At 63.0% G+C, this 22,271-nt stretch carries 20 protein-coding genes and 1 pseudogene; 13 read left to right on the top strand and 8 right to left on the bottom strand.

The features are described from left to right. The first annotated feature begins 49 nt into the window (after positions 1 to 49). The 7 genes from ABKF58_RS14840 (at position 50) to ABKF58_RS14810 (ending at position 5,977) form a co-directional block, all read left to right on the top strand. Positions 50 to 1,258 (top strand): MFS transporter, encoded by a 1,209-nt coding sequence (locus ABKF58_RS14840; protein WP_482581594.1) that lies wholly within the window; start codon positions 50 to 52, stop codon positions 1,256 to 1,258. Between the two features lie 146 nt (positions 1,259 to 1,404). After that, positions 1,405 to 1,977 (top strand): O-methyltransferase, encoded by a 573-nt coding sequence (locus ABKF58_RS14835; RefSeq protein ID WP_482581592.1) that lies wholly within the window; start codon positions 1,405 to 1,407, stop codon positions 1,975 to 1,977. Positions 1,978 to 1,979: 2 nt separating this feature from the next. Then, entirely contained in the window at positions 1,980 to 3,053 is a 1,074-nt protein-coding gene (gene pheA, locus ABKF58_RS14830; RefSeq protein WP_014087318.1) for a prephenate dehydratase, read from the top strand. Positions 3,054 to 3,096: 43 nt separating this feature from the next. Further along, complete coding sequence (locus ABKF58_RS14825) at positions 3,097 to 3,684, top strand: LOG family protein (protein WP_482581590.1); 588 nt, start codon at positions 3,097 to 3,099, stop codon at positions 3,682 to 3,684. 88 nt (positions 3,685 to 3,772) lie between these two features. Continuing rightward, positions 3,773 to 4,453 carry an isoprenoid biosynthesis glyoxalase ElbB gene (gene elbB, locus ABKF58_RS14820; RefSeq protein WP_482581588.1) on the top strand — a complete coding sequence of 227 codons (681 nt, stop codon included), beginning with the start codon at positions 3,773 to 3,775 and terminating at the stop codon, positions 4,451 to 4,453. 38 nt (positions 4,454 to 4,491) lie between these two features. Further along, the gene (gene aroF, locus ABKF58_RS14815) at positions 4,492 to 5,508 is read left to right on the top strand and encodes a 3-deoxy-7-phosphoheptulonate synthase (protein WP_482581586.1); all 1,017 of its coding nucleotides are present in this window, start codon (positions 4,492 to 4,494) and stop codon (positions 5,506 to 5,508) included. A 22-nt stretch (positions 5,509 to 5,530) separates the two neighbouring features. Then, positions 5,531 to 5,977 carry an OsmC family protein gene (locus ABKF58_RS14810; RefSeq protein WP_482581585.1) on the top strand — a complete coding sequence of 149 codons (447 nt, stop codon included), beginning with the start codon at positions 5,531 to 5,533 and terminating at the stop codon, positions 5,975 to 5,977. A 52-nt stretch (positions 5,978 to 6,029) separates the two neighbouring features. Here the strand turns inward: ABKF58_RS14810 and ABKF58_RS14805 are convergent, their stop codons facing one another. Genes ABKF58_RS14805 through dapF form a run of 3 tightly spaced genes read right to left on the bottom strand, consistent with a single transcriptional unit; the run spans position 6,030 to position 8,106 of the window. Continuing rightward, positions 6,030 to 6,602 (bottom strand): hypothetical protein, encoded by a 573-nt coding sequence (locus tag ABKF58_RS14805; RefSeq protein ID WP_482581584.1) that lies wholly within the window; start codon positions 6,600 to 6,602, stop codon positions 6,030 to 6,032. Further along, positions 6,599 to 7,243, bottom strand: coding sequence for a DUF484 family protein (locus ABKF58_RS14800; RefSeq protein ID WP_482581582.1), 645 nt, complete (start codon positions 7,241 to 7,243; stop codon positions 6,599 to 6,601). Before ABKF58_RS14800 ends, ABKF58_RS14805 begins: the two co-directional genes overlap by 4 nt. 32 nt (positions 7,244 to 7,275) lie before the next feature. Continuing rightward, on the bottom strand, positions 7,276 to 8,106 hold the full coding sequence (gene dapF / locus ABKF58_RS14795; RefSeq protein ID WP_482581581.1) for a diaminopimelate epimerase: 831 nt from the start codon (positions 8,104 to 8,106) through the stop codon (positions 7,276 to 7,278). 114 nt (positions 8,107 to 8,220) lie between these two features. On the opposite strand from dapF, the gene ABKF58_RS14790 reads away from it, so the two are divergent. From ABKF58_RS14790 to ABKF58_RS14780, 3 genes are read left to right on the top strand one after another with little or no spacing between them, the layout of a single operon-like run. Further along, positions 8,221 to 8,805 carry a TetR/AcrR family transcriptional regulator gene (locus ABKF58_RS14790; RefSeq protein WP_482581579.1) on the top strand — a complete coding sequence of 195 codons (585 nt, stop codon included), beginning with the start codon at positions 8,221 to 8,223 and terminating at the stop codon, positions 8,803 to 8,805. 54 nt (positions 8,806 to 8,859) lie between these two features. Then, entirely contained in the window at positions 8,860 to 9,336 is a 477-nt protein-coding gene (locus ABKF58_RS14785) for a DUF4442 domain-containing protein (RefSeq protein WP_232503447.1), read from the top strand. A gap of 11 nt (positions 9,337 to 9,347) precedes the next feature. Next, positions 9,348 to 10,160, top strand: a complete 813-nt coding sequence (locus ABKF58_RS14780) for a crotonase/enoyl-CoA hydratase family protein (RefSeq protein WP_482581577.1) — start codon at positions 9,348 to 9,350, stop codon at positions 10,158 to 10,160. 70 nt (positions 10,161 to 10,230) lie between these two features. On the opposite strand, the gene ABKF58_RS14775 is transcribed toward ABKF58_RS14780, so the two are convergent. From ABKF58_RS14775 to ABKF58_RS14755, 5 genes and pseudogenes are all read right to left on the bottom strand, one after another. Continuing rightward, positions 10,231 to 11,463, bottom strand: a complete 1,233-nt coding sequence (locus tag ABKF58_RS14775) for a branched-chain amino acid ABC transporter substrate-binding protein (RefSeq protein ID WP_014087329.1) — start codon at positions 11,461 to 11,463, stop codon at positions 10,231 to 10,233. 169 nt (positions 11,464 to 11,632) lie between these two features. Continuing rightward, on the bottom strand, positions 11,633 to 12,721 hold the full coding sequence (hemH, locus tag ABKF58_RS14770) for a ferrochelatase (RefSeq protein ID WP_482581576.1): 1,089 nt from the start codon (positions 12,719 to 12,721) through the stop codon (positions 11,633 to 11,635). Positions 12,722 to 12,811: 90 nt separating this feature from the next. Continuing rightward, positions 12,812 to 15,112 carry a DNA translocase FtsK gene (locus ABKF58_RS14765; RefSeq protein WP_482581574.1) on the bottom strand — a complete coding sequence of 767 codons (2,301 nt, stop codon included), beginning with the start codon at positions 15,110 to 15,112 and terminating at the stop codon, positions 12,812 to 12,814. Positions 15,113 to 15,365: 253 nt separating this feature from the next. Beyond that, positions 15,366 to 16,462, bottom strand: a pseudogene (locus ABKF58_RS14760) (anhydro-N-acetylmuramic acid kinase). Next, positions 16,462 to 17,676 carry a peptidoglycan DD-metalloendopeptidase family protein gene (locus ABKF58_RS14755; protein ID WP_482581573.1) on the bottom strand — a complete coding sequence of 405 codons (1,215 nt, stop codon included), beginning with the start codon at positions 17,674 to 17,676 and terminating at the stop codon, positions 16,462 to 16,464. Before ABKF58_RS14755 ends, ABKF58_RS14760 begins: the two are co-directional and overlap by 1 nt. A 367-nt stretch (positions 17,677 to 18,043) precedes the next feature. Between ABKF58_RS14755 and tyrS the strand changes: the two genes are divergently transcribed. The 3 genes from tyrS to recJ all read left to right on the top strand — a co-directional run bounded on the left by tyrS (position 18,044) and on the right by recJ (position 22,099). Then, on the top strand, positions 18,044 to 19,264 hold the full coding sequence (tyrS, locus tag ABKF58_RS14750; protein ID WP_482581571.1) for a tyrosine--tRNA ligase: 1,221 nt from the start codon (positions 18,044 to 18,046) through the stop codon (positions 19,262 to 19,264). Positions 19,265 to 19,364: 100 nt separating this feature from the next. Continuing rightward, positions 19,365 to 20,387, top strand: a complete 1,023-nt coding sequence (locus ABKF58_RS14745; protein ID WP_482581569.1) for a hypothetical protein — start codon at positions 19,365 to 19,367, stop codon at positions 20,385 to 20,387. Next, on the top strand, positions 20,384 to 22,099 hold the full coding sequence (gene recJ, locus ABKF58_RS14740; RefSeq protein ID WP_482581567.1) for a single-stranded-DNA-specific exonuclease RecJ: 1,716 nt from the start codon (positions 20,384 to 20,386) through the stop codon (positions 22,097 to 22,099). The genes ABKF58_RS14745 and recJ overlap by 4 nt, the downstream gene beginning before the upstream one ends. Positions 22,100 to 22,271: the final 172 nt, after the last annotated feature.

The raw sequence follows: 22,271 nt of genomic DNA, 5'->3' as shown, positions 1-22,271 counted from the left end.
GGCCGGCGCTATATGATGGCAGGCCATCCACCTTGCACTGTGACCCGTCATGAACCCAGCCATTCGCCGACTCCTGATCGCAGGGGGCGTCATCGTTTCCCTCAGCATGGGCATACGCCACGGTTTCGGCTTCTTCATGCCGCCGATGACCACCGCCTTTGGCTGGACCCGTGAGGCCTTCGCCTTGGCGCTCGGCCTGCAGAACCTGGTCTGGGGCGCATCGCAGCCCTTTGCCGGTGCCCTGGCCGATCGTTACGGGCCGGGCCGGGTACTGTTCGGCGGCACCTTGCTCTATGTAGCCGGGTTGCTGCTGATGACCGTATCGTCCTCACCGGGGCTGTTCTCGCTGTCCGCCGGGGTTCTCATCGGGCTGGCCTTGTCCGGCACCACCTATAGCGTGATCTTCGGCGTGCTGGGGCGCTGTGTGCCGGCCCACCTGCGCTCGCGCGCGATGGCCATTGCCGCCGCCGCGGGGTCGTTCGGACAGTTCGCCATGGTGCCGATCGAACGTGGCCTGATCGATGGCCTGGGGTGGATTCCGGCCCTGCTGATCCTGTCCGTCTCGGCCTTGCTGATGCTGCCGGCCTCGCGCCTGCTGGTGCAGCACGATCAACATGCTTCCGGTACTGTTCGCCACGGCCTGCTGCTCAACATGTGGCGAACCTTCCGCGGCGCCTGGCAAGAGAGGGGGTTCCGGCTGCTCATGGCGGGGTATTTCGTATGCGGCTTCCAGGTTGTGTTCATCGGCGTGCATCTGCCGGCCTACCTGCGTGACCACGGGCTCGGGGGCGGGGTCGCCAGCATGGCACTGGCGCTGATCGGCCTGTTCAACATCTTCGGCACCATGCTGTCGGGCGAGCTGGGCTCACGTTGGCCGAAACCCTATCTGCTGGCCGGCATCTATCTGTCACGCAGCGTGATCATTGCCTTGTTCCTGTGGGCGCCACTCAGCCCCGTGTCAGTCGGCGTGTTCGCCGCCGCGATCGGCTTCCTGTGGCTGTCGACGGTCCCCCTGACCAACGGCATCATCGCCAGCCAGTTCGGCGTAGCGCATCTGGGCATGCTGTCGGGCGCTGTATTCTTCTCGCACCAGGTGGGCAGCTTTGCCGGGGTGTGGCTGGGTGGAGCCATCTACGACGCCACCGGCAATTACAACCTGGTGTGGGCGCTCGCCATCGCCCTGGGCATCGCGGCCACCTTGGTCAACCTGCCGATCCGCGAGACAGCCTCCAAGGCACTGGCATTGCAGGGGTCCTGACCATGTGGGCCTGGCTGTCCGGCATCGCGCTTGGCATCGCCTTGCTGCTGACCACGCTGGCTTACCTCGAGCCGGGCTTCATGCTAGGTTTATCCAACTTGATTGTCATATGTTTTTAAGGGGGCAACATGTTGGAGGCAGAAACCATGCGCAAGCTCCAGGCTCTGTGGGAAGAGGGCGAGCGCCACGATGCGCACTGTACCGAACGGCGCGAAAAATGCCTGAACATCACCATGGATACCGGCCGCTTCCTGTATCAGCTGGCCCGTTTTTCCAGCAGCCGCCACATCCTGGAGATCGGCACCTCTAACGGTTTCTCGACCATTTGGCTGGCGCTGGCGGCGAGGGCCAACGGGGGACGGGTGATCAGTCTCGACGTGCTCCCCGCCAAACAGCAGCGGGCACGTGAAAATCTCGCCGCCTTCGGCGTGGAATCCCGGGTGGAACTCGTGCTAGCCGACGCTGCAGACTGGCTGGCCGTGGCACCGCCATCCAGCATCGACCTGCTGTTTCTCGACGCTGAGCGCCGCCTTTATCCCGGCTACTGGCCGGATATCCAGCGCGTGCTGCGGCCCGGCGGCCTGCTGGTAATGGACAATGCACAGTCCCATCCGGACGAATGCCGCGATTTTGTCGGGCAAGTGCTTGCGACGGACGGCTATCTCGCGGAAACTTACACGATTGGAAAAGGCCAGTTTGTCATACTGAAAGACGGATAATCGTGTCTGAAGAACTTCTCAAGCAACATCGCGACGCCATCGACGCCATCGACGAAACCATTCTCAAACTGATCAACGAGCGCGCCAGCCATGCGCGCGAGATCGGAGAAATCAAAGGTGGCGGCGTGATCTACCGCCCCGAACGCGAAGCCCAGGTGCTGCGCCGCGTCAAAGACCACAACCCGGGCCCGCTGCCTGGGGAGTCGGTAGCACGTCTGTTCCGCGAAATCATGTCGGAATGCCTGGCCCTGGAAAAACCGCTGTCCGTCGCCTACCTCGGCCCGGAGGGCACGTTCACCCAACTGGCCGCCATCAAGCACTTCGGACACGCTGCCCATACCGTGGCCTGCAGCTCCATCGACGAGGCCTTCCGTCTGGTCGAATCCCGCGCCCTCGATTACGTTGTGGCACCGGTGGAAAACTCCACCGAAGGGGCCATCGGACGCACGCTCGACCTGATGATTTCGTCCCCACTGAAAATTTGCGGCGAAGTGGTCCTGCGTATCCATCACCACCTGCTGCGCGGGGCGGAAGGGACCGACGGCATCCGCCGCGTCTACGCCCACGCCCAGGCGCTGGCGCAATGCCACGAATGGCTCAACAAGAACCTGCCGGCCGACGTCGAACGCGTATCCGTCGCCAGCAACGCCGAAGCGGCACGTCTGGCAAGCGAGGATGCCAGTGCGGCTGCTATCGCCGGGCAAGCCGCCGCCGAGCGCTACAGCCTGAACAAAATCGCCGAGAACATCGAGGACGAACCCAACAACACCACGCGCTTCCTGGTGCTCGGGCATCAGGACGTGACGCCGTCGGGTAAAGATAAGACCTCAATCATCGTCGCAGCACCCAACCGTCCGGGTGCCGTGCATTCGCTGCTGGCGCCGGTCGCCGACAATGGCGTATCGATGACCAAGTTCGAGTCGCGCCCGTCGCGCGCAGGGCTGTGGGACTACGTGTTCTTCATCGACATGGAAGGACACCGCAGCGAGGAACACGTCGCCAAGGCCCTCGAAGGGTTGGCCGAACGCACCTCCTTCGTCAAGGTCCTCGGCTCCTACCCGGTTGCCGTCATCTGAACACGTTGGCCGAAGCGTCGGCCAACCTCCTGGCTATCCTGTCATGAAATTGGAATCACTTTGTCTGTTTTGCGGCTCGAACCGCGGCGGCCGGCCTGAATACGCCGATGCCGCGCGTCAGCTGGGCACCACCCTGGCCGAGCAGGGCCTGACCCTGGTCTACGGCGCCGGCAAGATCGGCCTGATGGGCGTCGCTGCGGATGCGGCCCTGGCCGCTGGCGGCCGCGTCGTCGGCTTCATCCCTGAGTTCCTCCAGGCCAAGGAAGTGGCGCATCTGGGCCTCGACGAGATCCACATCACCGACACCATGCACCAGCGCAAGGCGCTGATGGCGGAACGTGCCGATGGCTTCATCGCCCTGCCGGGTGGGCTCGGCACCTTCGACGAGTTGTTCGAAATCCTGACCTGGGGCCAGCTGTCGGTACACAGCAAACCGGTGGGACTGCTGAACGTGGCGGGCTTTTTCGACCCGCTGCTGGCCATGGTGCGCCACGCCGTACAAGAAGGCTTCATGCGCGAGGAAAACCTGTCGCTGTTCGTGGTCGCCGACAACATCGACGATCTGCTGGCCGGCATGCGCGCCTATCAGCCGCGCGAAGCGGACAAATGGCTGGAACTGTCTCGTACCTGAGCGCTCCGCCGGGCCATCCCTGATCAGAGGGGGATAACGAAGAATACATCGGGCTGGACGTGCTCCGGCCCCGACCGAGGTAAATACCATGAATCAGACTGTTGCTATCGTATTGTCCGGCTGCGGCGTCTACGACGGGAGCGAAATCACCGAAGCCGTCGGCGTCGTGATTGCGCTGTCGCAAGCCGGCTTGCCCTATGACTTTTACGCCCCGGACCGGGCTCAGATGCATGTCGTGGACCATGCCCGCGGCCAGGAGAGCGGCGAAGCCCGCAATATTCTCAGCGAAGCGGCGCGCATTGCCCGCGGCCAAATCCGGCCCTTGGCCGAGCTCGATGCCGCCCAGCATAGCGCCATCGTATTCCCCGGCGGTTTCGGCGCCGCCAAGAATCTGACGACCTTCATCAAGGACGGCCGTGACGCCGTGCTCTACGATGATGTCGCTGCAGCGGTGCGGCCTTTCGTGCAGCAACACAAGCCGGTTGTCGCGCTGTGCGCTGCTCCGCTGGTACAGGGACTGATCGCCCGTGACGAAGGTCTGGCCGGGGTTGAAATCACCTTCGGCAGCTACACGGAAGGCCAGGCCATGGCCGACGCCTTGACGAGCTGGGGTCAAACCCACGTCGAGACGCCCGTCGACCAGGCCTGCGTCGACCTCGCGCACCGTTTCATTTCCGCGCCGGCCTACATGTACGGCGAGGCGACTCCCGCCGAGGTGTTCGCTTCGTGCCAAGCGGCGATCACCGCACTCAAATCGCTGCTGAGCTGATCATCGGCCGGCCATTTTCTAGATAAGCAGGAAGTTTCATGATCATCGTCATGGCCAGTAAGGCCTCGCCAGAACAGGTCGCCGCCGTCACCGCCAAGATTCGCGCCGCAGGGTTGGCCGAACACGTCTCCTGCGGCACCGAACGAACCATCATCGGCGCCATCGGCGACGAGAGGGCTCTGACACCCGACATGTTCGAGCTGATGCCCGGGGTGGAACGGGCGATGCGGGTCATGAAGGAATACCGTATCGTCTCGCGCGAAGCCCAGCCGACCGATACCGTCGTCAGAGTGCGCGGGGTGCCGATCGGCGGCGAAACCGTGCAGATCATCGCTGGACCTTGCTCGGTGGAAACGCCGGAACAAATGGCGCTGTCGGCGGCGGCCGTGGTCGATGCCGGCTGCCGGCTGATGCGAGGAGGCGCCTTCAAACCACGCAGCAGCCCCTACAGCTTCCAGGGCCTCGGCGTGGAAGGGCTGGATTATCTGCAGCAGGCGGCACGCCAATATGGCCTGCCGGTGGCCACCGAGCTGATGGACGTGCGCATGCTCGACACCTTTCTGGAGCATGACGTCGACGTCATCCAGATCGGCGCGCGCAACATGCAGAATTTCGACCTACTCAAGGAAGTCGGCCGCATCAACAAGCCGGTCATCCTCAAGCGCGGGCTCGCCGCCACCATCAGCGAATGGCTGATGGCGGCCGAGTACATCGCCGCCGGAGGCAATCACAACATCATCTTCTGTGAGCGCGGCGTACGCAGCTTTGAAACCGCCTACCGCAACATGCTGGATGTGACGGCGATTCCAGTTTTGAAAAAGGAAAGCCACCTGCCCGTCATCGTCGATCCCAGCCATGCCGGGGGCAAGGCCTGGCTGGTTCCGGCGCTGGCCAAGGCCGCCCTGGCGGCTGGCGCCGACGGTCTGATGGTGGAAATGCACCCCAACCCCTGCGAAGCCTGGTGCGATGCAGACCAGGCGCTGACCCCGGCAGAACTGAAGACGTTGGTCGGCGAGCTGCGCCCCCTGGCGCAGGCCTTGGGACGAAATTTGTAACGCACTGAAAACGAGGCACACCATGAGCGGCGACGTCATTTCGATCAGTCTGGTACAGCAACAAGACTTCCAGTTCCGTAACGATTTCGGCGCCTCGGTGCCGCCATTGGTGACCGACGAGCCGGCACCTCTTGGCCAGGGCGAAGGTCCGGCGCCCCAGCAATTGCTGCTCGCGGCCGTGGCCAATTGCCTGAGCGCCAGCCTGCTGTTTGCCTTGCGTAAGTTCAAACAGCAGGGCGAGCCGCTGCAGACGGCCGCGTCCTGCCTGATCGACCGCAACGAAACCGGGCGACTGCGGGTGATGTCGATCGACGTCACGTTGCGACTGGGGCAGCCCGCCAGCGGCATCGACCATCTCGACCGCATCCTGGGGGGATTTCAGGAGTACTGCACGGTGTCACAAAGCGTCGGCCGCGGCATCCCCATCCGGGTGCAGGTACAGGATGCCGACGGTTCATTTCTGATGTGATCTCGCGCACTTCCGCCCTTGGCGGAAAAGCGTGTCACTGCCAAGGGCGATTTCAGATCAGAGTCAGGAGCAGTGGAGTCCACCGCACCGCAACCGCCAGAACCGCCAGAGGCACCAGCCAAGCCAGTATGGCGGCGCCTCGGCGCATGACATCATCCGCGCCCAGCTGCTGGGTATCTCGCCACAGACGCATCCGGTACCAGAAGTAGCCGATGCCGACCATCAGCGGCGGGAAAAACAGGTACAGCCACCACGACTGCCAGGGCAACGCCACGGACAGCAGCGCGACAGCGAGGTTAAGCGCGAGCTGGGAGTAAAAATAGGCTGTCAGTTCGGATAGGTCTTCCACATGGGGTGCCGGCACGACACCCGGCGTCATGGCGCAGGCGAACCAGAGCAGCGCAGACACCGCTATCCACGCATAGGGATACAGTAACGGCAGCCACAAGGCGACACCGGCCAGCGAGGGCAGGGCGGCCTTGCTCAACCATGCGGTGACCAGGTAACCAGCGACCAGCACGGCCCACGCGATACCGCTGCCACTGCGCATCACCCGCCACACGGCGTGCAGAATGTAACTACCCAGCGCAAGCAGCAGGACATCCTGCAGCAGACCATCCGTCATGCCGCAGCCAGCAGGCGCTCGAGCGAGACGGTGATCAATTCGCCGATCTGGGACAGATAGTGTGTCTGCATATCGGCGGTAAAGCGCTGGGGGTCGTTGCTGGCCAGGACAACCAGCCCGAAAGCCTCGCCAGCCGTGTTTTTCAGCGGAATCATGGCGAAGGATTCGAGCGTGGGCTCAGGCGGAAACCAGCTCAGCACCTGGTCGTTGGCATACGGTCCACAGCTCGGGCCGGACAGGTTCCCCGCCAACACCTTGATTGCCTGACGGCCGTTGTAGATGTGCGGCAGCACCACGGCAGACGGGTGCCACAAGCGCAATGCGCAACGATCCAGCCCGAACTCCTGCTCGAAACATTGCAGCAGGGCACCCACCAGACTCTCCAGATCGCGCGAGCGGAACAGCGCCAAGGCCAGCTGATGGGTACGATTGACGATCAGATCATTGCTTTCGGCGTTCTGTACCAACTGGCTAAGACGGCTTTCCATCTGGCGATTGCGCTCGCGCAGCTCGAGCACCTGGCGCTCGGCGAACGGCACTATGGTAGTCGTCTGGATCGGTTGCAGGCCGAAACGGCTGGCGTGTTGCAACAGGAAATCCGGGTTGTCATCGAGAAAGCTCAGCACCTGGTCCGTCAGCATCGATACATCCTTAACAAGGCGGGGGTCGGGAGTTACAGAGAAATCTCGCCGGTAAATACGGTGACGGCAGGGCCGGTCATCAGCACCGGCAGGCCCACTCCATCCCAGCGGATACTCAAGTCGCCACCCCGGGTATGCACCTTGACGGTATGATCGAGCAGGCCACGGCGTATACCTGCCACCACGGCAGCGCACGCTCCGGTACCGCAGGCGAGGGTTTCCCCGGCGCCACGCTCGTACACCCGCAGACGGATTTCCTCGCGCGACACGATCTGCATGAAGCCCGCATTGACCCGCTCCGGGAAGCGCGGGTGCAATTCGATCGCCGGGCCGAGCTCCGCCACCGGGAAGGTATCGACATCGGCAACGACCTGAACGGCATGCGGGTTGCCCATCGAGACCACGGAAATATCGCATTGCCGGCCAGCCGCATCCAGCGGGTAGGTCAGCGCCTCCTCAGCGGCGACAAAGGGTATCTCCGCCGGCTTGAAGCGGGGCACTCCCATGTCGACCGTTACCGTCCCGTCGGCCAGCAACTGCGGGACGATCACCCCCTTGGCGGTCTCGACGCGGATGGCCTCTTTGGCACTCAACCCTTGCTCAGCGACGAAGCGGGCGAAACAGCGCGCCCCGTTGCCACATTGTTCCACTTCACTGCCGTCACTATTGAAAATGCGGTAACGGAAATCGTTTTCGCTGGAACCCGACGGCTCCACCAGCAGCAGTTGGTCGAAACCGATGCCGAACTGGCGATGCCCCAGTTCCTTGATCTTCTCCGGGGTAAGGTCGACGTGCTGTCGCACCCCATCGATCACCATGAAATCATTGCCCAAGCCGTGCATCTTGCTGAATTTCAGTTTCATCGTTCCTGGTCCGGTGAGCCGGGTTTTGTACCAAATAAAAAGCATCATACCGTATCCCCGAGCATGTCGGCATGTCGCATTGACACCTTACTAACCAGTAAGTAAAGTGATTTCATGAAACCTGTATCCAATGCATCAAATGACACCCAGAAACGCATTCTGGACATCGCCGAGCAGCTACTGCTGACGCGCGGATTCAACGCCTTCAGCTACCAGCACATCAGCAGCGCCCTGGGGGTGCGTAACGCCGCCGTCCACTATCACTTCCCGCGCAAGACCGACCTCGGTGTCGCGCTGGTCCAACGCTATCGGCGCCGCTTTGCCCGTTTCATAGAAGCCCACGCCAGCCTCGGCCCGCTACAACAGTTGGAAGGCTATTTCGAGCTCACCGACGCCTACTTCCATCAGGACGAGCAAATCTGCCCGAGCGGCATCCTCACCACCGAATATCACACCCTGCCGGAAGAGATTCAGCTTGAAGCCGGCGCCTTCATTACCGAGATGCGTGACTGGGCGAAAACCATCGCCCGGCGCGGCCGGGACGAGGGGGTCATGACCTACCCGGGGTCTCCGGAGGCCATGGGCGAGGTGATGTTTGCCGCGCTGCAGGGCGGACTGCAACTGGCGCGGATCGATGCAGGCATCCTCGACACCATCAAACAACAAATTCGCGATCTGCTGAAGATCGAGAAACCATAAAGGCAGATAGCTGCCGCCAACACGAGGAAGACGATGGAGTACAAGAAAAACAGCATGAGCCGGATCGCCGACAAGGCAGCCCGGCTACCCGAGGGGCTGCGCAGCTTCGTTTTGACCCGCCTATTTGGCCGGCTGGTTCCGTTTCTGGGAACCGCCGGCCTGTGTTTCGTGGAGGTCGGGCACGATCGGCTGACCGTCTCGCTGCAAAACCGGCGCAAGGTGCAGAACCACATCAAGGGCGTACACGCCGCCGCCATGGCCCTGTTGGCCGAAACCGCCAGCGGCTTCGTGGTCGGCATGAACGTACCGGACAGCAAACTGATGCTGCTCAAATCCATGCATGTGGATTACCTCAAGCGCTCGCAGGGCAGCATGAAGGCGACAGCCGTCCTCACGCCCGACCAGATTCGCCGCATGCACGAGGAAGAGAAAGGGGATGCCGCGGTTGAAGTCGTGGTAACCGACGAGTCCGGCGAGTCGCCGATCCGTTGTGAAATGATCTGGGCCTGGGTGCCCAAGAAACGGGCGTGAGGAGCATGAGCATGGATTTTGACACCCTGATCCTGAGCGTCGACGGCCATGTCGCGCAGGTCAGCTTCAACCGCCCCAACAAGGCCAACGCGCTGAACGAAACCATGTGGCAGGAACTCGGCTCCGCCATGGCGTGGTGCGATACCGAGCCGGACGTTCGCGCCATCGTTCTTGCCGGCGAAGGGACGCATTTCTGTTCGGGCATCGATCTGGCCATGTTGCTTGGCGTGCAGCAGACGATACAGGACCCTTGCGAAGGAAGAAAGCGCGAGAAACTCCGCACCCTCATCCTGCGCCTGCAAGACGCGGTCACGAGTCTGGAACGCTGCCGCAAACCGGTTATCGCCGCGATTCATGGAGCGTGCCTCGGCGGCGGTTTGGACATCGCACTGGCTGCCGATATTCGTCTGGCGGCCGCTGACGCCGTATTTGGCGTCAGGGAAGTCGATATCGGCATGGTGGCTGACGTCGGCACCTTGCAGCGACTGCCCGCCATCGTGGGTGAAGGTGTGGCACGGGAAATGGCCCTGACCGGGCGCGAGGTGAAGGCCGAAGAAGCCCAAGCCATTCGCCTGGTCAACCGGGTGCTGCCTGATCGGACCAGCCTGCAAACCGAGGCACTCTCGATGGCACGGCTGATTGCAGCGAAGTCGCCGCTCAGTATTCGCGGCAGCAAGGAAGTCATGAACTACAGCCGCGACCATTCAGTAGCCGATGGCCTGAACTATGTTGCCACCTGGAATGCAGCCATGCTGCTATCCGACGACATTCAACGCGCAGCCATCGCTGCCATGCACGGCCAGCCAGCCGTATTCGACAACTGAGTACGGGGTCTTGATCGGGAAGGCACAAAAAAACGGCGCCGAAGGCGCCGTTTTAACTTGCGGGGATCGATTACTGGGCGGCGCTGGCAGCCGGAGCAGCAGCGGCGGCAACCGGTTCGCCACCCACGGTGGAGACCACTTCCCACTTGCCATTCTTGACCTGGTAAACAGTCACCGCGCCGTTCTTGATGTCGCCCTTATCGTCGAACGAGATCTTGCCGGTTACACCGGTGTAGCTGGTCTTGCCCACTTCAGGCAGGTATTTCTTCGGATCGGTCGAGCCGGCACGCTTCATGGAGTCGACCAGAACGCGAACGGCATCGTACTCGTACGGAGCGTAGATCTGCACTTCGGTGTTGAACTTGGCCTTGAATTTCTTATCGAATTCGGCAAAGCCCGGCATCTTGTCACGCGGCACGCCGCAGCTGGAAGCCAGTTGGCCTTCGGAAGCATCGCCGGCCAGCTTGATGAATTCCGGAGTCTGCCAGCCATCGCCACCCATCAGTTTGGCCTTGATGCCCAAGCGCTTCATCTGCTTGGCCAGCGGGCCAGCCTGGGCGTCCATGCCGCCGTAGAATACCACGTCAGGCTGAGTGGCCTTGATCGAGGTGAGGATGGCGTTGAAGTCGGTAGCGGTGTTGGTGGTGAATTCGCGCTTCACCACGTTGACGCCCTTACCCTTGACGGCTTTCTCGAATTCGTCGGCCAGACCCTGACCGTACGCGGTACGGTCATCGATGATGGCGACTTTCTTGGCTTTCAGACCATCGGCGGCAAACTGGCCGAGAGCGGTGCCTTGCTGCACATCGTTGGCGATAACGCGGAAGGTGGTCTTGAAGCCTTGCTTGGTGTAGTCGGGGTTGGTGGCAGACGGGGAAATCTGCGGGATGCCGGCATCGGAGTAGATTTTGGAGGCCGGGATGGTGGTGCCGGAGTTCAGGTGACCAACAACGCCTACCACACCGGCGTCGACCAGGCGCTGAGCAACCTGGGTGCCGATTTTCGGATCGCCTTGATCGTCTTCGGAAACCAGTTCGAACTTGACTTTCTTGCCACCGATTTCGACGCCTTCGGCGTTCAGATCTTCGATAGCCAGTTGTGCGCCGAATTCGTTGTCTTTGCCCAGATGGGAGATCGGGCCGGTCATCGGAGAAACTTGACCGATTTTGACAACGGCTTGACCGCTAGCTTCCGCTTGCGGGGCAGAAGCGCCGCCTTCAGCGGCTTTTTGTTCTTGCTTGCCGCAAGCAACCAACGTGACGGCAGCAGCAGCGATGAGGCTCAGACGAGCGTATTTGTTCATGTTCGATTTCCCCTGATCTTATCTATGTAGATTTAGCGATCTATATGTTTACCGGCAGGTCTATTCTTTTGGAATAGCTTCCAGCTGCGAATGATTATGCGCAGGCACTTTCACCCTGTCAACGAACTGAATGACACAAATCCGACAAAAATAAACAGGCAGGACTCGGCTACTTGGTGGCGCCAATACCCCTGGCGCGCAGCAGCCGTTGCTCGGCCGGCTCGGCAGTGCGTGGCTCCCACCCGGCAAGGTTCTTCTCGACCAGGCCCGCCAATGCCGCAATCCATTGCGGGCTGTCGTTAAGACAGGGGACATAGCGGTATTCGCCGCCACCATGGGTCAGAAAGGTTTCCTTGCCTTCCATCGCCATTTCCTCGAGGGTTTCCAGGCAATCGGAGACGAAGCCGGGGCAGATCACATCGACCCGAGCAGTATGGTTTTTCCCCAACTGGGCCAGCACTTCCGAGGTGTAGGGCTTCAGCCATTCAGCCCGGCCGAAACGGCTCTGGAAACAGACGACGTACTGATCCTTGCCCAGCCCCAGCGCCTCCGCCAGCAAACGCCCGGTCTTTTGACACTCGCAGTGATAAGGATCGCCCTTGTCCAGGGTAAAGCGCGGCACACCATGAAAACTCATGACCAGCTTGTCGGCACGACCATGTCGCTGCCAGTGCGCCCGAACCTGCTCCGCCAGGGCGCGGATATAGCCGGGATCATCATGAAAATGTCGCACCGTGCGCAACTCGGGCATGTTGCGCAACTTCATCAGGGTGCGGAACACGTCATCGAGCGCGGTGGCACTGGAAGAGGCGGCGTACTGGGGGTAGAGCGGCACAACCAGGAGACGCTCCACCCCTTGGCCGCGCATGCCGGAGATGACCTGTTCCACGGAAGGGGAGCCGTAGCGCATGGCGAAGTCGACCACCAGGTTGCGATAGCCGTGCTCACCCAAATAGCCGCGCAACAACTTGGTTTGGCGCTGCGTGTGAGTGAGCAGGGGAGAGCCGTCCTTGCCCCATATCGCCGCGTATTTTTCAGCTGACTTGCGCGGGCGGGTATTGAGGATGACGCCGTTGAGAATCAGCCACCAGAGGGCACGGGGAAGCTCGACCACTCGCGGATCGGACAGGAACTGCTTGAGATAGGGACGCAAGGCCTTGCCTGTGGGCGCATCCGGCGTGCCCAGGTTGAGCAGCAGCACACCGGTTTTGGGGGTGTAGTCGTGCTGAAAGGCGGGTTCTTTGTTGTAGCGGGACATGGCGTGTCCTTAAGGGGTAACAGTAGGCGCAAAAGGCAGTGGACCGAAAAACGGCAGCCGGGTAAAGCGGCTGCCGTCAGGCCGGGGGCATCAGTCGTCCCGCGCGGGGACCAGCACGGAGCGGTTGCCGTTGGTTTCCATCGGCGAGACCAAGCCGGCGCTCTCCATCTGTTCGATCAGGCGGGCAGCGCGGTTGTAACCGATACGCAGGTGACGCTGCACCGACGAAATCGACGCCTTGCGGGTTTTCAGCACGATAGCCACGGCCTCGTCGTAGAGGGCATCGGCTTCGCCCCCTTCGCCGCCGCCAGCGGCATCGAATCCACTGCCGTCGTCGCTTTCGGCCTGACCGGAGAGGATGCCTTCGACGTAGTCGGGCTCGCCGGTGGTCTTGAGATACTCCACTACCTGATGCACTTCGTCATCGGCAACGAAGGCGCCGTGTACCCGCAGCGGGTAACCGGTGCCCGGCGGCAGATAGAGCATGTCACCCTGACCCAGTAGCGCTTCGGCGCCCATCTGGTCGAGGATGGTGCGCGAGTCGATCTTGCTCGACACCTGGAACGCGATGCGGGTCGGGATATTGGCCTTGATCAGGCCGGTGATCACGTCCACCGACGGGCGCTGGGTGGCCAGGATGAGGTGAACGCCGGCGGCGCGGGCCTTCTGCGCCAGGCGGGCGATCAGCTCTTCGATTTTCTTGCCGGCGACCATCATCAGGTCGGCCAGTTCGTCGATGACCACGACGATGAGCGGCAGCGTCTCCAGCGGCTCGGGCGTTTCGGGCGTCAGCGAGAACGGGTTCGGGATCTTCTGTCCGGCCTTGTCGGCGTCCTTGATCTTCTGGTTGTAGCCGGCGAGGTTACGCACGCCGAGCTTGGACATCAGCTTGTAGCGCTTTTCCATCTCGGCCACGCACCAGTTGAGCGCGTTGGCGGCCTGCTTCATGTCGGTGACCACGGGCGCCAGCAGATGAGGAATGCCTTCGTAGATGGACAGTTCGAGCATTTTCGGATCGACCATGATCAGGCGCACCTCACGCGGGGTGGCCTTGTACAGCAGCGACAGGATCATGGCGTTGATGGCGACCGATTTACCCGACCCCGTGGTGCCCGCCACCAGCACGTGCGGCATCTTGGCCAGATCTGCCGAGATCGGCTGGCCGGCGATGTCCTTGCCCAGCGCCATGGTCAGGCGCGAGGTGAGGTTCTGGTAGGTTTCCGACCCGATGATCTCCGACAGGCGCACGATCTGACGTTTCGGATTAGGCAATTCCAGACCCATGTAGGTCTTGCCGGGGATGGTTTCCACCACGCGGATGGAAACCAGCGACAGGGCACGCGCCAGGTCCTTCATCAGGTTGACGATCTGGGCCCCCTTGACGCCCACAGCCGGTTCGATTTCGTAGCGCGTGATCACCGGCCCGGGGTAGGCGGCGATGACCTTTACTTCGACGCCGAAGTCGGCCAGCTTGCGTTCGATCAGACGCGAGGTGTACTCGACCGTTTCCTGCGATACCGGTTCGGCCTGTTCTTTGGGCGGCTCCAGCAGCGCCAGTCCCGGCAGTTCGCCATCACCCGGCGCAGAGAACAACGATTGTTGCACCGGTTTCTGCACCTTGGGTGAGACGGGGATATCAAGCACCGGCGGCTCGATGCGCACCGGCGGCTTTTCTTCGGCTTTTTTCTTTTCGGTGGTGACCTTGTTTTCGCGTTGTTGCGCCACTTCGCGTCCGATTTCGCGGTCCTTGCGTGCCTGCCAGGCGTACCACGCCTTGAGGGCGTTCTCTTCGATGGCGGTACCGATCCGCTCCATCAGGTCGAGCCAGGACAGGCCGGTAAACAGGGACAGGCCGATGGCTCCTGACACCGATAGGAGCAACGTGGCGCCTGGGAGGCCAAAGGCGCGTGAAGCCGCATTGCCGAGGAAGTGTCCCAGCATGCCGCCGGCAGCAAGCGGCAGCCGGAGTGCCTTGCCGGCCAGGAACAGGCCTTCCAGCCCGGCGCTGGCCAAAAGCAGCATGAAGAAGCCGGCGATGGCGGCAACGGTCATCGGATTGAGGCGCAGCCCTAGCGTTTCTATTCGCTTGTAGCCCCAGCTGATGGCCACCAGACAGAACACCACCACCCACCAGGCGGACAGCCCAAACAGGTAGAGCATCAGGTCTGAGACCCAGGCGCCGAAGGCGCCGCCGTAGTTGCGTACCGAAGGATCGGGAGAGCTATGCGACCAGGATGGGTCGTGCGGCGAGTAGCTGGCAAGGATGAGGACGAGGTATACCGCGGCCACAGCCATCAACAGCCACCAGGCCTCGCGCAACAGGCTGACGAGACGGGGAGGGAGCGGGGTCGAATTATTCTTGACGACGGCCTTTCGCTTGAAAAGTCGCATTTTTTCTCTGGGAAGGCGATAACAGTGGGAGATTATAGCCCGAGCCGGCGTGGATTCGTATTGCGGCGTTGAGCCTGCGGCGAGCAGGTCAATGCCTCCGAGCCCAAGCAGCACGGACAGTCATGACATTTGAAACGACGCAGCGGGCACATTGAAGCATGATGCCCGGGCCACCGCCACCCCGTTGTTTGATGGAGGAGCGGCGGCGTGCAGACTGCCTATCTAATGATGTGACAGACAGCAGGGCTCGAGACTAGCGCGGATAGATCGCACCCAGCACGCGCGGGCCGCGCGCGCCCGTTACGGCCGCCAGATTGCCCGGTTCGCGATGGATCAGCTGGCGCGCCAGCCAGGCGAAGGCAGCGGCCTCGACCTGGTGCACCGGCAAGCCTAGCACGGCAGTGGTGGAGAGTTGGCGTCCCGGCAAGGCTTCGGCCAACCTTGCCATCAGGCGATCGTTCATGGCGCCGCCGCCGCAGACATAGACAGAGGAAGCGGTAGGCGCCCAGCGCTCGACGGCGTCGGCAATGCTGACCGCGGTCAGTTCCAGCAGGGTAGCCTGGACGTCGGCCGGAGCCAATTCGGACCCTGCGAGATGGGCATCCAGCCAGGTCAGATCGAACAGGTCTCGGCCGGTGCTCTTGGGCGGTTCCGCGGCGAAGAACGGTTCGGCCAGCAGGCTTTCCAACAGCGTGGCGTCGACCTGGCCGGACGCCGCCCAGCCGCCGCTCTGGTCGAAACGGGCGCCGGTATGGCGATGACACCAGGCGTCCATCAGGATATTCCCTGGACCGCAGTCGAAGCCGATGACCGGCTGCTCGGGGTCGAGCCGGGTGAGGTTGCTGATGCCGCCGATGTTGACGATGGCGTGGGCCTGCTCCGGATGCGCAAACAGCGCCTCGTGGAAGGCGGGCACCAGAGGTGCGCCGTGTCCGCCGGCAGCAATGTCGCGGCTGCGGAAATCGCCACAGACGTCGATGCCGGTGGCTTCGGCCAGACCGGCGAGGTTGCCGATCTGCAGCGTGTAACCGGCGTGTGGGGCATGGCGGATGGTCTGGCCGTGACAACCGATGGCGGTGATGTCGGCGGCACTCAGCCCCCCGTATCCAGCACGCCTCGCACAGCTTCGGCGTACAAGCCGGCCAGGGTGTTACCCAGACGCGCCGCCCGGTCCAGCTCGTTGCCGTCGGCCGGTTGCAAGGCCAGCACGGCGTCGCGCACCAGCGCGGGGTAGGGCACGAAGAAATCGACAGTCACGTTGCAGCTGCCGTCATCGTCGAAGGTGGCCAGCACCGCGTCGACACCGTCGAGGCTGGTGCCCGACATCAGTCCGATATAGCGTTCAGTCATCAGTCCAGTTGGGCTACCGTTACCGGCAGCTCTCGCAGTAGCTTGAGGTTGGCAGAAAGCTTAACGCTGCTTTGGCGGAAGGCCAAGCGTTGCTGGGCGGACAGGCCCGGTGTCGGCAGCGCGGCGGTGGACGGATCGACCGCCTCGTTGTTGATGCGCACCTCGAAATGCAGGTGCGGACCGGTGGAACGGCCGGTGGAACCGACATAACCGATCAGATCACCCGCCTTGACGCTTTTGCCGGCATGCATGCCCGGCGCAAAGCGGCTCATGTGGCCGTATAGCGTCGACATCTTGGCACTGTGACGAATGACGACGACGTTGCCGTAGCCGTTCTCGGTCTCGGCGGTGGCGACGATGCCGTCGGCCGGGGCGACGATCGGCGTACCGGTGACGGCGGCGTAGTCCACCCCCTTGTGCATGCGCAGCGAGTGCAACACCGGGTGGTAGCGCATACCGTAACCGGAACTGATGCGCGCACCGCGCACCGGCTGTTCGTTGAAGCCTTTCTTGATCGGATTGCCGTTTTCGTCGTAGTAGGCGCCGGATTCGCTGTCGTGGGCGAAATAGTAGGCACGGTAACTCTGCCCGCCATGCTCGACCTCGGCTGCCAGCAGGTTGCCGTTGGCGATCGGCGAGCCGTTGAACAGCAGGCTTTCGAATACCAGGTTGATGCGATCACCCTGTTTCAGACTGGCGAGTTCGAAGCGGTCGGTAAAGATTTCGTTGAGCTGGGCGCGAATCTCTGGCGGCACCCCAGCGCGGGACAGGGCCGCACCGACGCCTCCGGACTCGATGTCGATCGAACGCATCGACTGGATGGTCTGGGTTTCCAGCGGATCGGCACTGGCGCGCCATTGGCCATTGGCCTTTTCAATGGCGACCATGACTTGCTCGCCGTTTTCATCGTCGTTCAGGAAACGCAGGCCAAACAGTTCGCCGGCGTCGTTGGTCTGCACCGAGAGGGTCTGGCCATCCTTGAGCTTGAGCAGGTTCTTCGACAGCGGGCTGGAATTGAGGAAGCGCTGGGCTTCGCCGTCGCCGACACCGAGGCGGTTGAGCAGCCGCCCGAGGGTGTCGCCGCGCTGGACCTGTTCGTCACGCCAGTAAGGCGTGGTGCTGATGCTGGAGGTGTAGACGGGCAAGGTCAGGCGCTGGGTGACGGTTTCGACATCGATGTGCGGCGGTTCGGGCTGATCACCGTTGCCGGCCACGGCAAACGCCGTCACCACGCCGAACAGGGGCAGGGAAGCGGCCAGTGCCGAGCCAGCTCAGGCGGTGATTCATCAGGCGATGCACACAACTTTGCGGTAACTTGAGCAGTTTGCGATAATCCATTGTTCTCTAGAGTCTGGGCAGGGAGCGTTTCCTGCCTTGCGTAAATTCAGTATGCCAACGAGAAGGGCCGTTCCGGCCAACCTCGCCTTGGTCCCCCTGCGAACGCGATGAGTTCCGGGGCAAAGCGCGCATACTAACAGATGCCCCCCGCCGGGTGAACCCTAATCTCCAGATAAAACAGGGACATATCGCAACTTCCTGATGGAGAAACCGGCGGAAATTACAGGTAACAAGGATCACCGAATGACCACCGTTGCACGTCCGGACATTTCCATCGACGACGCTCTCGCCGTCATCAAGCGCGGCGCCGAAGAGGTGCTGATCGAAGCGGAACTGATCGCGAAACTGAAGGAAAACCGCCCGCTGCGCGTCAAGGCCGGCTTCGACCCGACCGCTCCCGACCTGCATCTGGGCCACACCGTGGTGCTGACCAAGATGCGTCAGCTGCAGGATCTGGGCCACCGGATCATGTTCCTGATCGGCGATTTCACCGGCATGATCGGCGATCCGTCCGGCAAGAACAGCACCCGTCCGCCGCTGACGCCGGAACAAATCCAGATCAACGCCAAGACCTACGCCGAACAGGTCTACAAGATCCTCGACCCGGCCAAGACCGAGATCTGCTTCAACTCCAAGTGGCTGGGCGAGCTGGGCGCCGCCGGCATGCTGCGCCTGGCGGCCGGTTCGACCGTGGCCCGCATGCTGGAACGCGACGACTTCCACAAGCGCTTCCACGGCAACCAGCCGATCGCCATCCACGAATTCATGTACCCGCTGATGCAGGGTTACGATTCGGTGGCGATGCAGGCCGACATCGAACTGGGCGGTACCGACCAAAAGTTCAACCTGCTGATGGGCCGCACCCTGCAGCAGCAGCACGGGCAGAAGCCGCAGTGCGTGATCATGATGCCGCTCTTGGAAGGCCTGGACGGCGTCAACAAAATGTCCAAGTCGCTCGGCAACTACATCGGCATCGCCGAGCCGGCCAGCGAGATTTTCGGCAAGGTGATGTCGATCTCCGACACGCTGATGTGGCGCTACTACGAGCTGGTCTCGTTCCGCCCGCTGAATGAGATCGCCCAGTTCAAGCAGGAAGTGGCCGAGGGCCGCAACCCGCGCGACATCAAGGTGCTGCTGGCGCAGGAACTGGTGGCGCGCTTCCACAACGAGCAGGCGGCAATCGACGCGCTGGCCGACTTCGAGGCGCGCTTCCAGAAGAACGCCATCCCCGACGACCTGCCGGAAGTGACCGTGACCCTCGACGGCGCGGCGATGGCGATTGGCAACGTGCTGAAAGAGGCGCAACTGGTCGCATCGACCTCGGAAGCGCTGCGCATGATCCAGCAGGGCGGCGTCAAGGTCGACGGCGAGAAGGTGGAAGACAAGGGCCTGCAACTGGACCGCGGGGTGACTGTGGTACTGCAGGTGGGCAAACGGAAGTTCGCCCGCGTAACGCTGGCCTAAACCACGCGATGGCCACTGGTTGGTAGAAGATTTCGGCCAACCTTTCGCTCCGACGCCGCGCCCCTGCGCGGCGTCGTCATTCCCACCTGGATTCCACTCGATGAAACTGACCCTGATCGTCCCTGGCTTGAGTTGGCTCGACGCCCACGACGGCGCCGAGGTGCTCAAGGGACTGGCGCTGCCGGCGCTGGCGACCTTGCTCGGCCGCGCCCGGATCGACGCCGCGCCCGGCCCCCTGTCGGCGCTGACCGCCCAAAGCTTCGGCCTCTCGCGCCTCGCCCCGGCACGCCAAGACGCCCTCGCTGCCGGTCTGGATGCCGCCACCGGCCACTGGCTGATCGCCGATCCGGTGCACGTGCGTATCGACCGCGACCGTGCGCTGCTGGCCGACGTCGGGGTGATGAACCTGGCGCAGCACGAGGCCGACGCCCTGGTCGGGAGCCTGAACCGGCACTTCGCCGAGGACGGCATGACCTTCTACGCGCCGCAACCCGGGCGCTGGTACGTTCGGCTGGCCGCTGCCAGCGGCGCCCGCTTCACCCCGCTGATGGATGCGGTGGGGGAGAACATCAACGAGCACCTGCCGGGCGGCAGCAATGGGCTAACGTGGAGCCGCTGGCTCAACGAGATGCAGATGCTGCTCTACACCCACCCCACCAACGATCAGCGCGAGGCGCAGGGCGAAGTGAGCGTCAACAGCGTCTGGCTGTGGGGCGAGGACGAAGCGGGGACCCAGCCGATGACACCGGAGGCACGGCTATTCAGCGACGACCCCACCTGGCAGGGGTTGGCGCGACAGGCCGGGCAGCGCGCCGACAGCGTTCCGTTTGCCTTTGACGCGCTGGCCGAGACCCTGCATGGCGAAGCCTCCGCGCTGGTGCATCTCGACCGCCTGCTCGCACCGGCGCAGTACCGCGACGCCTGGGGCTGGCGTGACACGCTGATGCAGCTGGAGACTGACTGGTTCGCGCCGCTGGCGGCCGCTCTCAAGTCCGGCCGAATCGGCCAGCTCACCCTGACGACGCACGGCCCGGCCGGTTTTTCGGCCAACGTGACCCGTTCCGACCTGTGGAAATTCTGGCGCCGCGCGCGTCCGCTCACTTCGCTCTATCCCGCCGAATGACTCGCATCCAGACCCGCTCCGTCCCGCCCGACCACCACGCCACGCTGCAGGCGCAAGGCATCAGCCCGCTGATGGCACGCCTGTTCGCCGCGCGCGGCATCACCAGCCCCGCCGAGCTCGACTGCAGCCTGAAGGCGCTGCTGCCATTCCAGCAGCTCAAGAATATCGATGCCATGGCGCGCCGGCTGGCCGACGCCATCGCCCGGCGCGAGCGACTGCTGATCGTGGCCGATTACGATGCCGATGGCGCCACTGCCTGCAGCGTGGCGATGAAGGGATTGGCGGCGCACGGCGCCATCGTCGACTTCATCGTGCCCAACCGCTTCGAGTACGGCTACGGTCTGACGCCGGAGATCGTCGAGTTGGCGGCACAGCACCAGCCCGACATCATCGTCACCGTCGACAACGGCATCGCCAGCGTGGCCGGGGTGGAAGCCGCCAAGGCGCGCGGCATCGAAGTGCTGGTCACCGACCACCACCTGCCGGGAGACACCCTGCCGGACGCGCTGATCGTCAACCCCAACCAGCCGGGCTGCCCGTTTCCGTCGAAGAACCTCGCCGGCGTCGGCGTGATGTTCTACGTGCTGATGGCGTTGCGCGCCGAGATGCGCGCGCGCGGGGCGTTCGGTGACAAGCCGGAACCCAACCTCGGTGAGCTGCTTGACTACGTCGCGCTCGGCACCGTGGCCGACGTGGTGCGGCTCGACCAGAACAACCGCATCCTGGTGGAGAACGGCCTGCGCCGCATGCGCGCCGGTCGCATGACGCCGGGCATCGCCGCGCTGTTCCGCGTCGCCGGGCGCATGGCGCACAAGGCCAACACCTTCGACCTCGGTTTCACGCTCGGTCCGCGCCTGAACGCCGCCGGCCGGCTCGACGACATGAGCCTGGGCATCGCCTGCCTGCTGGCGGCCACCGAAAGCCAGGCCATGCAGCTGGCGCAGGAGTTGGACGCGCTGAACCGTGAACGGCGCCAGATCGAGCATGGCATGCAGGACGAGGCGCTGGCGGTGCTCGCCAGCATCGATCCGGCCGAACGCTACACGCTGGCCCTATACCGCGACGACTGGCACCAGGGCGTGGTCGGCATCGTCGCCTCGCGCCTGAAGGAACGCTTCCACCGACCGTCCATCGTGTTCGCGCCGGGTGACGAGGGCGAAATCAAGGGCTCCGGACGCTCGATTCCCGGCTTCCACCTGCGTGACGCGCTCGACCCGGTGTCCAAGCGCCATCCCGGGCTGCTGCGCAAGTTCGGCGGCCATGCCATGGCCGCCGGCCTGACCATCGCCGAAGTCGATTTCCCCGCCTTCTGCCAGGCCTTCGAAACCGTGGCGCGCGAATGGATGAGCGAGCAGCAGCTGACACGCACGCTGGAGACCGATGGCAGCCTCGGGCCGCGCGAATTGCACCTGGGTTTTGCCGAGGAACTGGCGGCGCAGGTGTGGGGGCAGGGTTTTCCGCCGCCGACCTTCTGCGACCGTTTCCACGTGATGCAGCAGCGCATCGTCGGCGACAAGCACCTCAAGCTGCGGCTGTTCAAGGATGGCCAGGAATTCGACGCCATGCGTTTCAACCAAGTGGACTGGCTGCCGGACGAGATCGAGGCGGTGTACCAGGTGGTGGCCAACGAATGGCAGAACCGCAAGGAGCTGCAGATTTACCTCGACCACTGGCAGCTGCCGGCCGGGCAGGGCGACCGACAGTCAGTCTGAAGAAAATCATGCAAGCCGATGAAATACCACAACAATAATTAAGCTCAATCTGACGCATCAAAGCTCGAATCGGATCGAATATTCCGTCGCAAGGCATTGCCGTTAAAGAAGAATCGTGGATCGAATGACGTGATGGATTGTCCGGCGTTGGAGGGGAGTTCGATCCATCCTC

This window comes from Pseudogulbenkiania sp. AW2-16 (assembly GCF_056824575.1).
The sequence above is the reverse complement of the archived record's forward strand: the minus strand, read 5'-3'. Positions and strand labels throughout refer to the sequence as shown.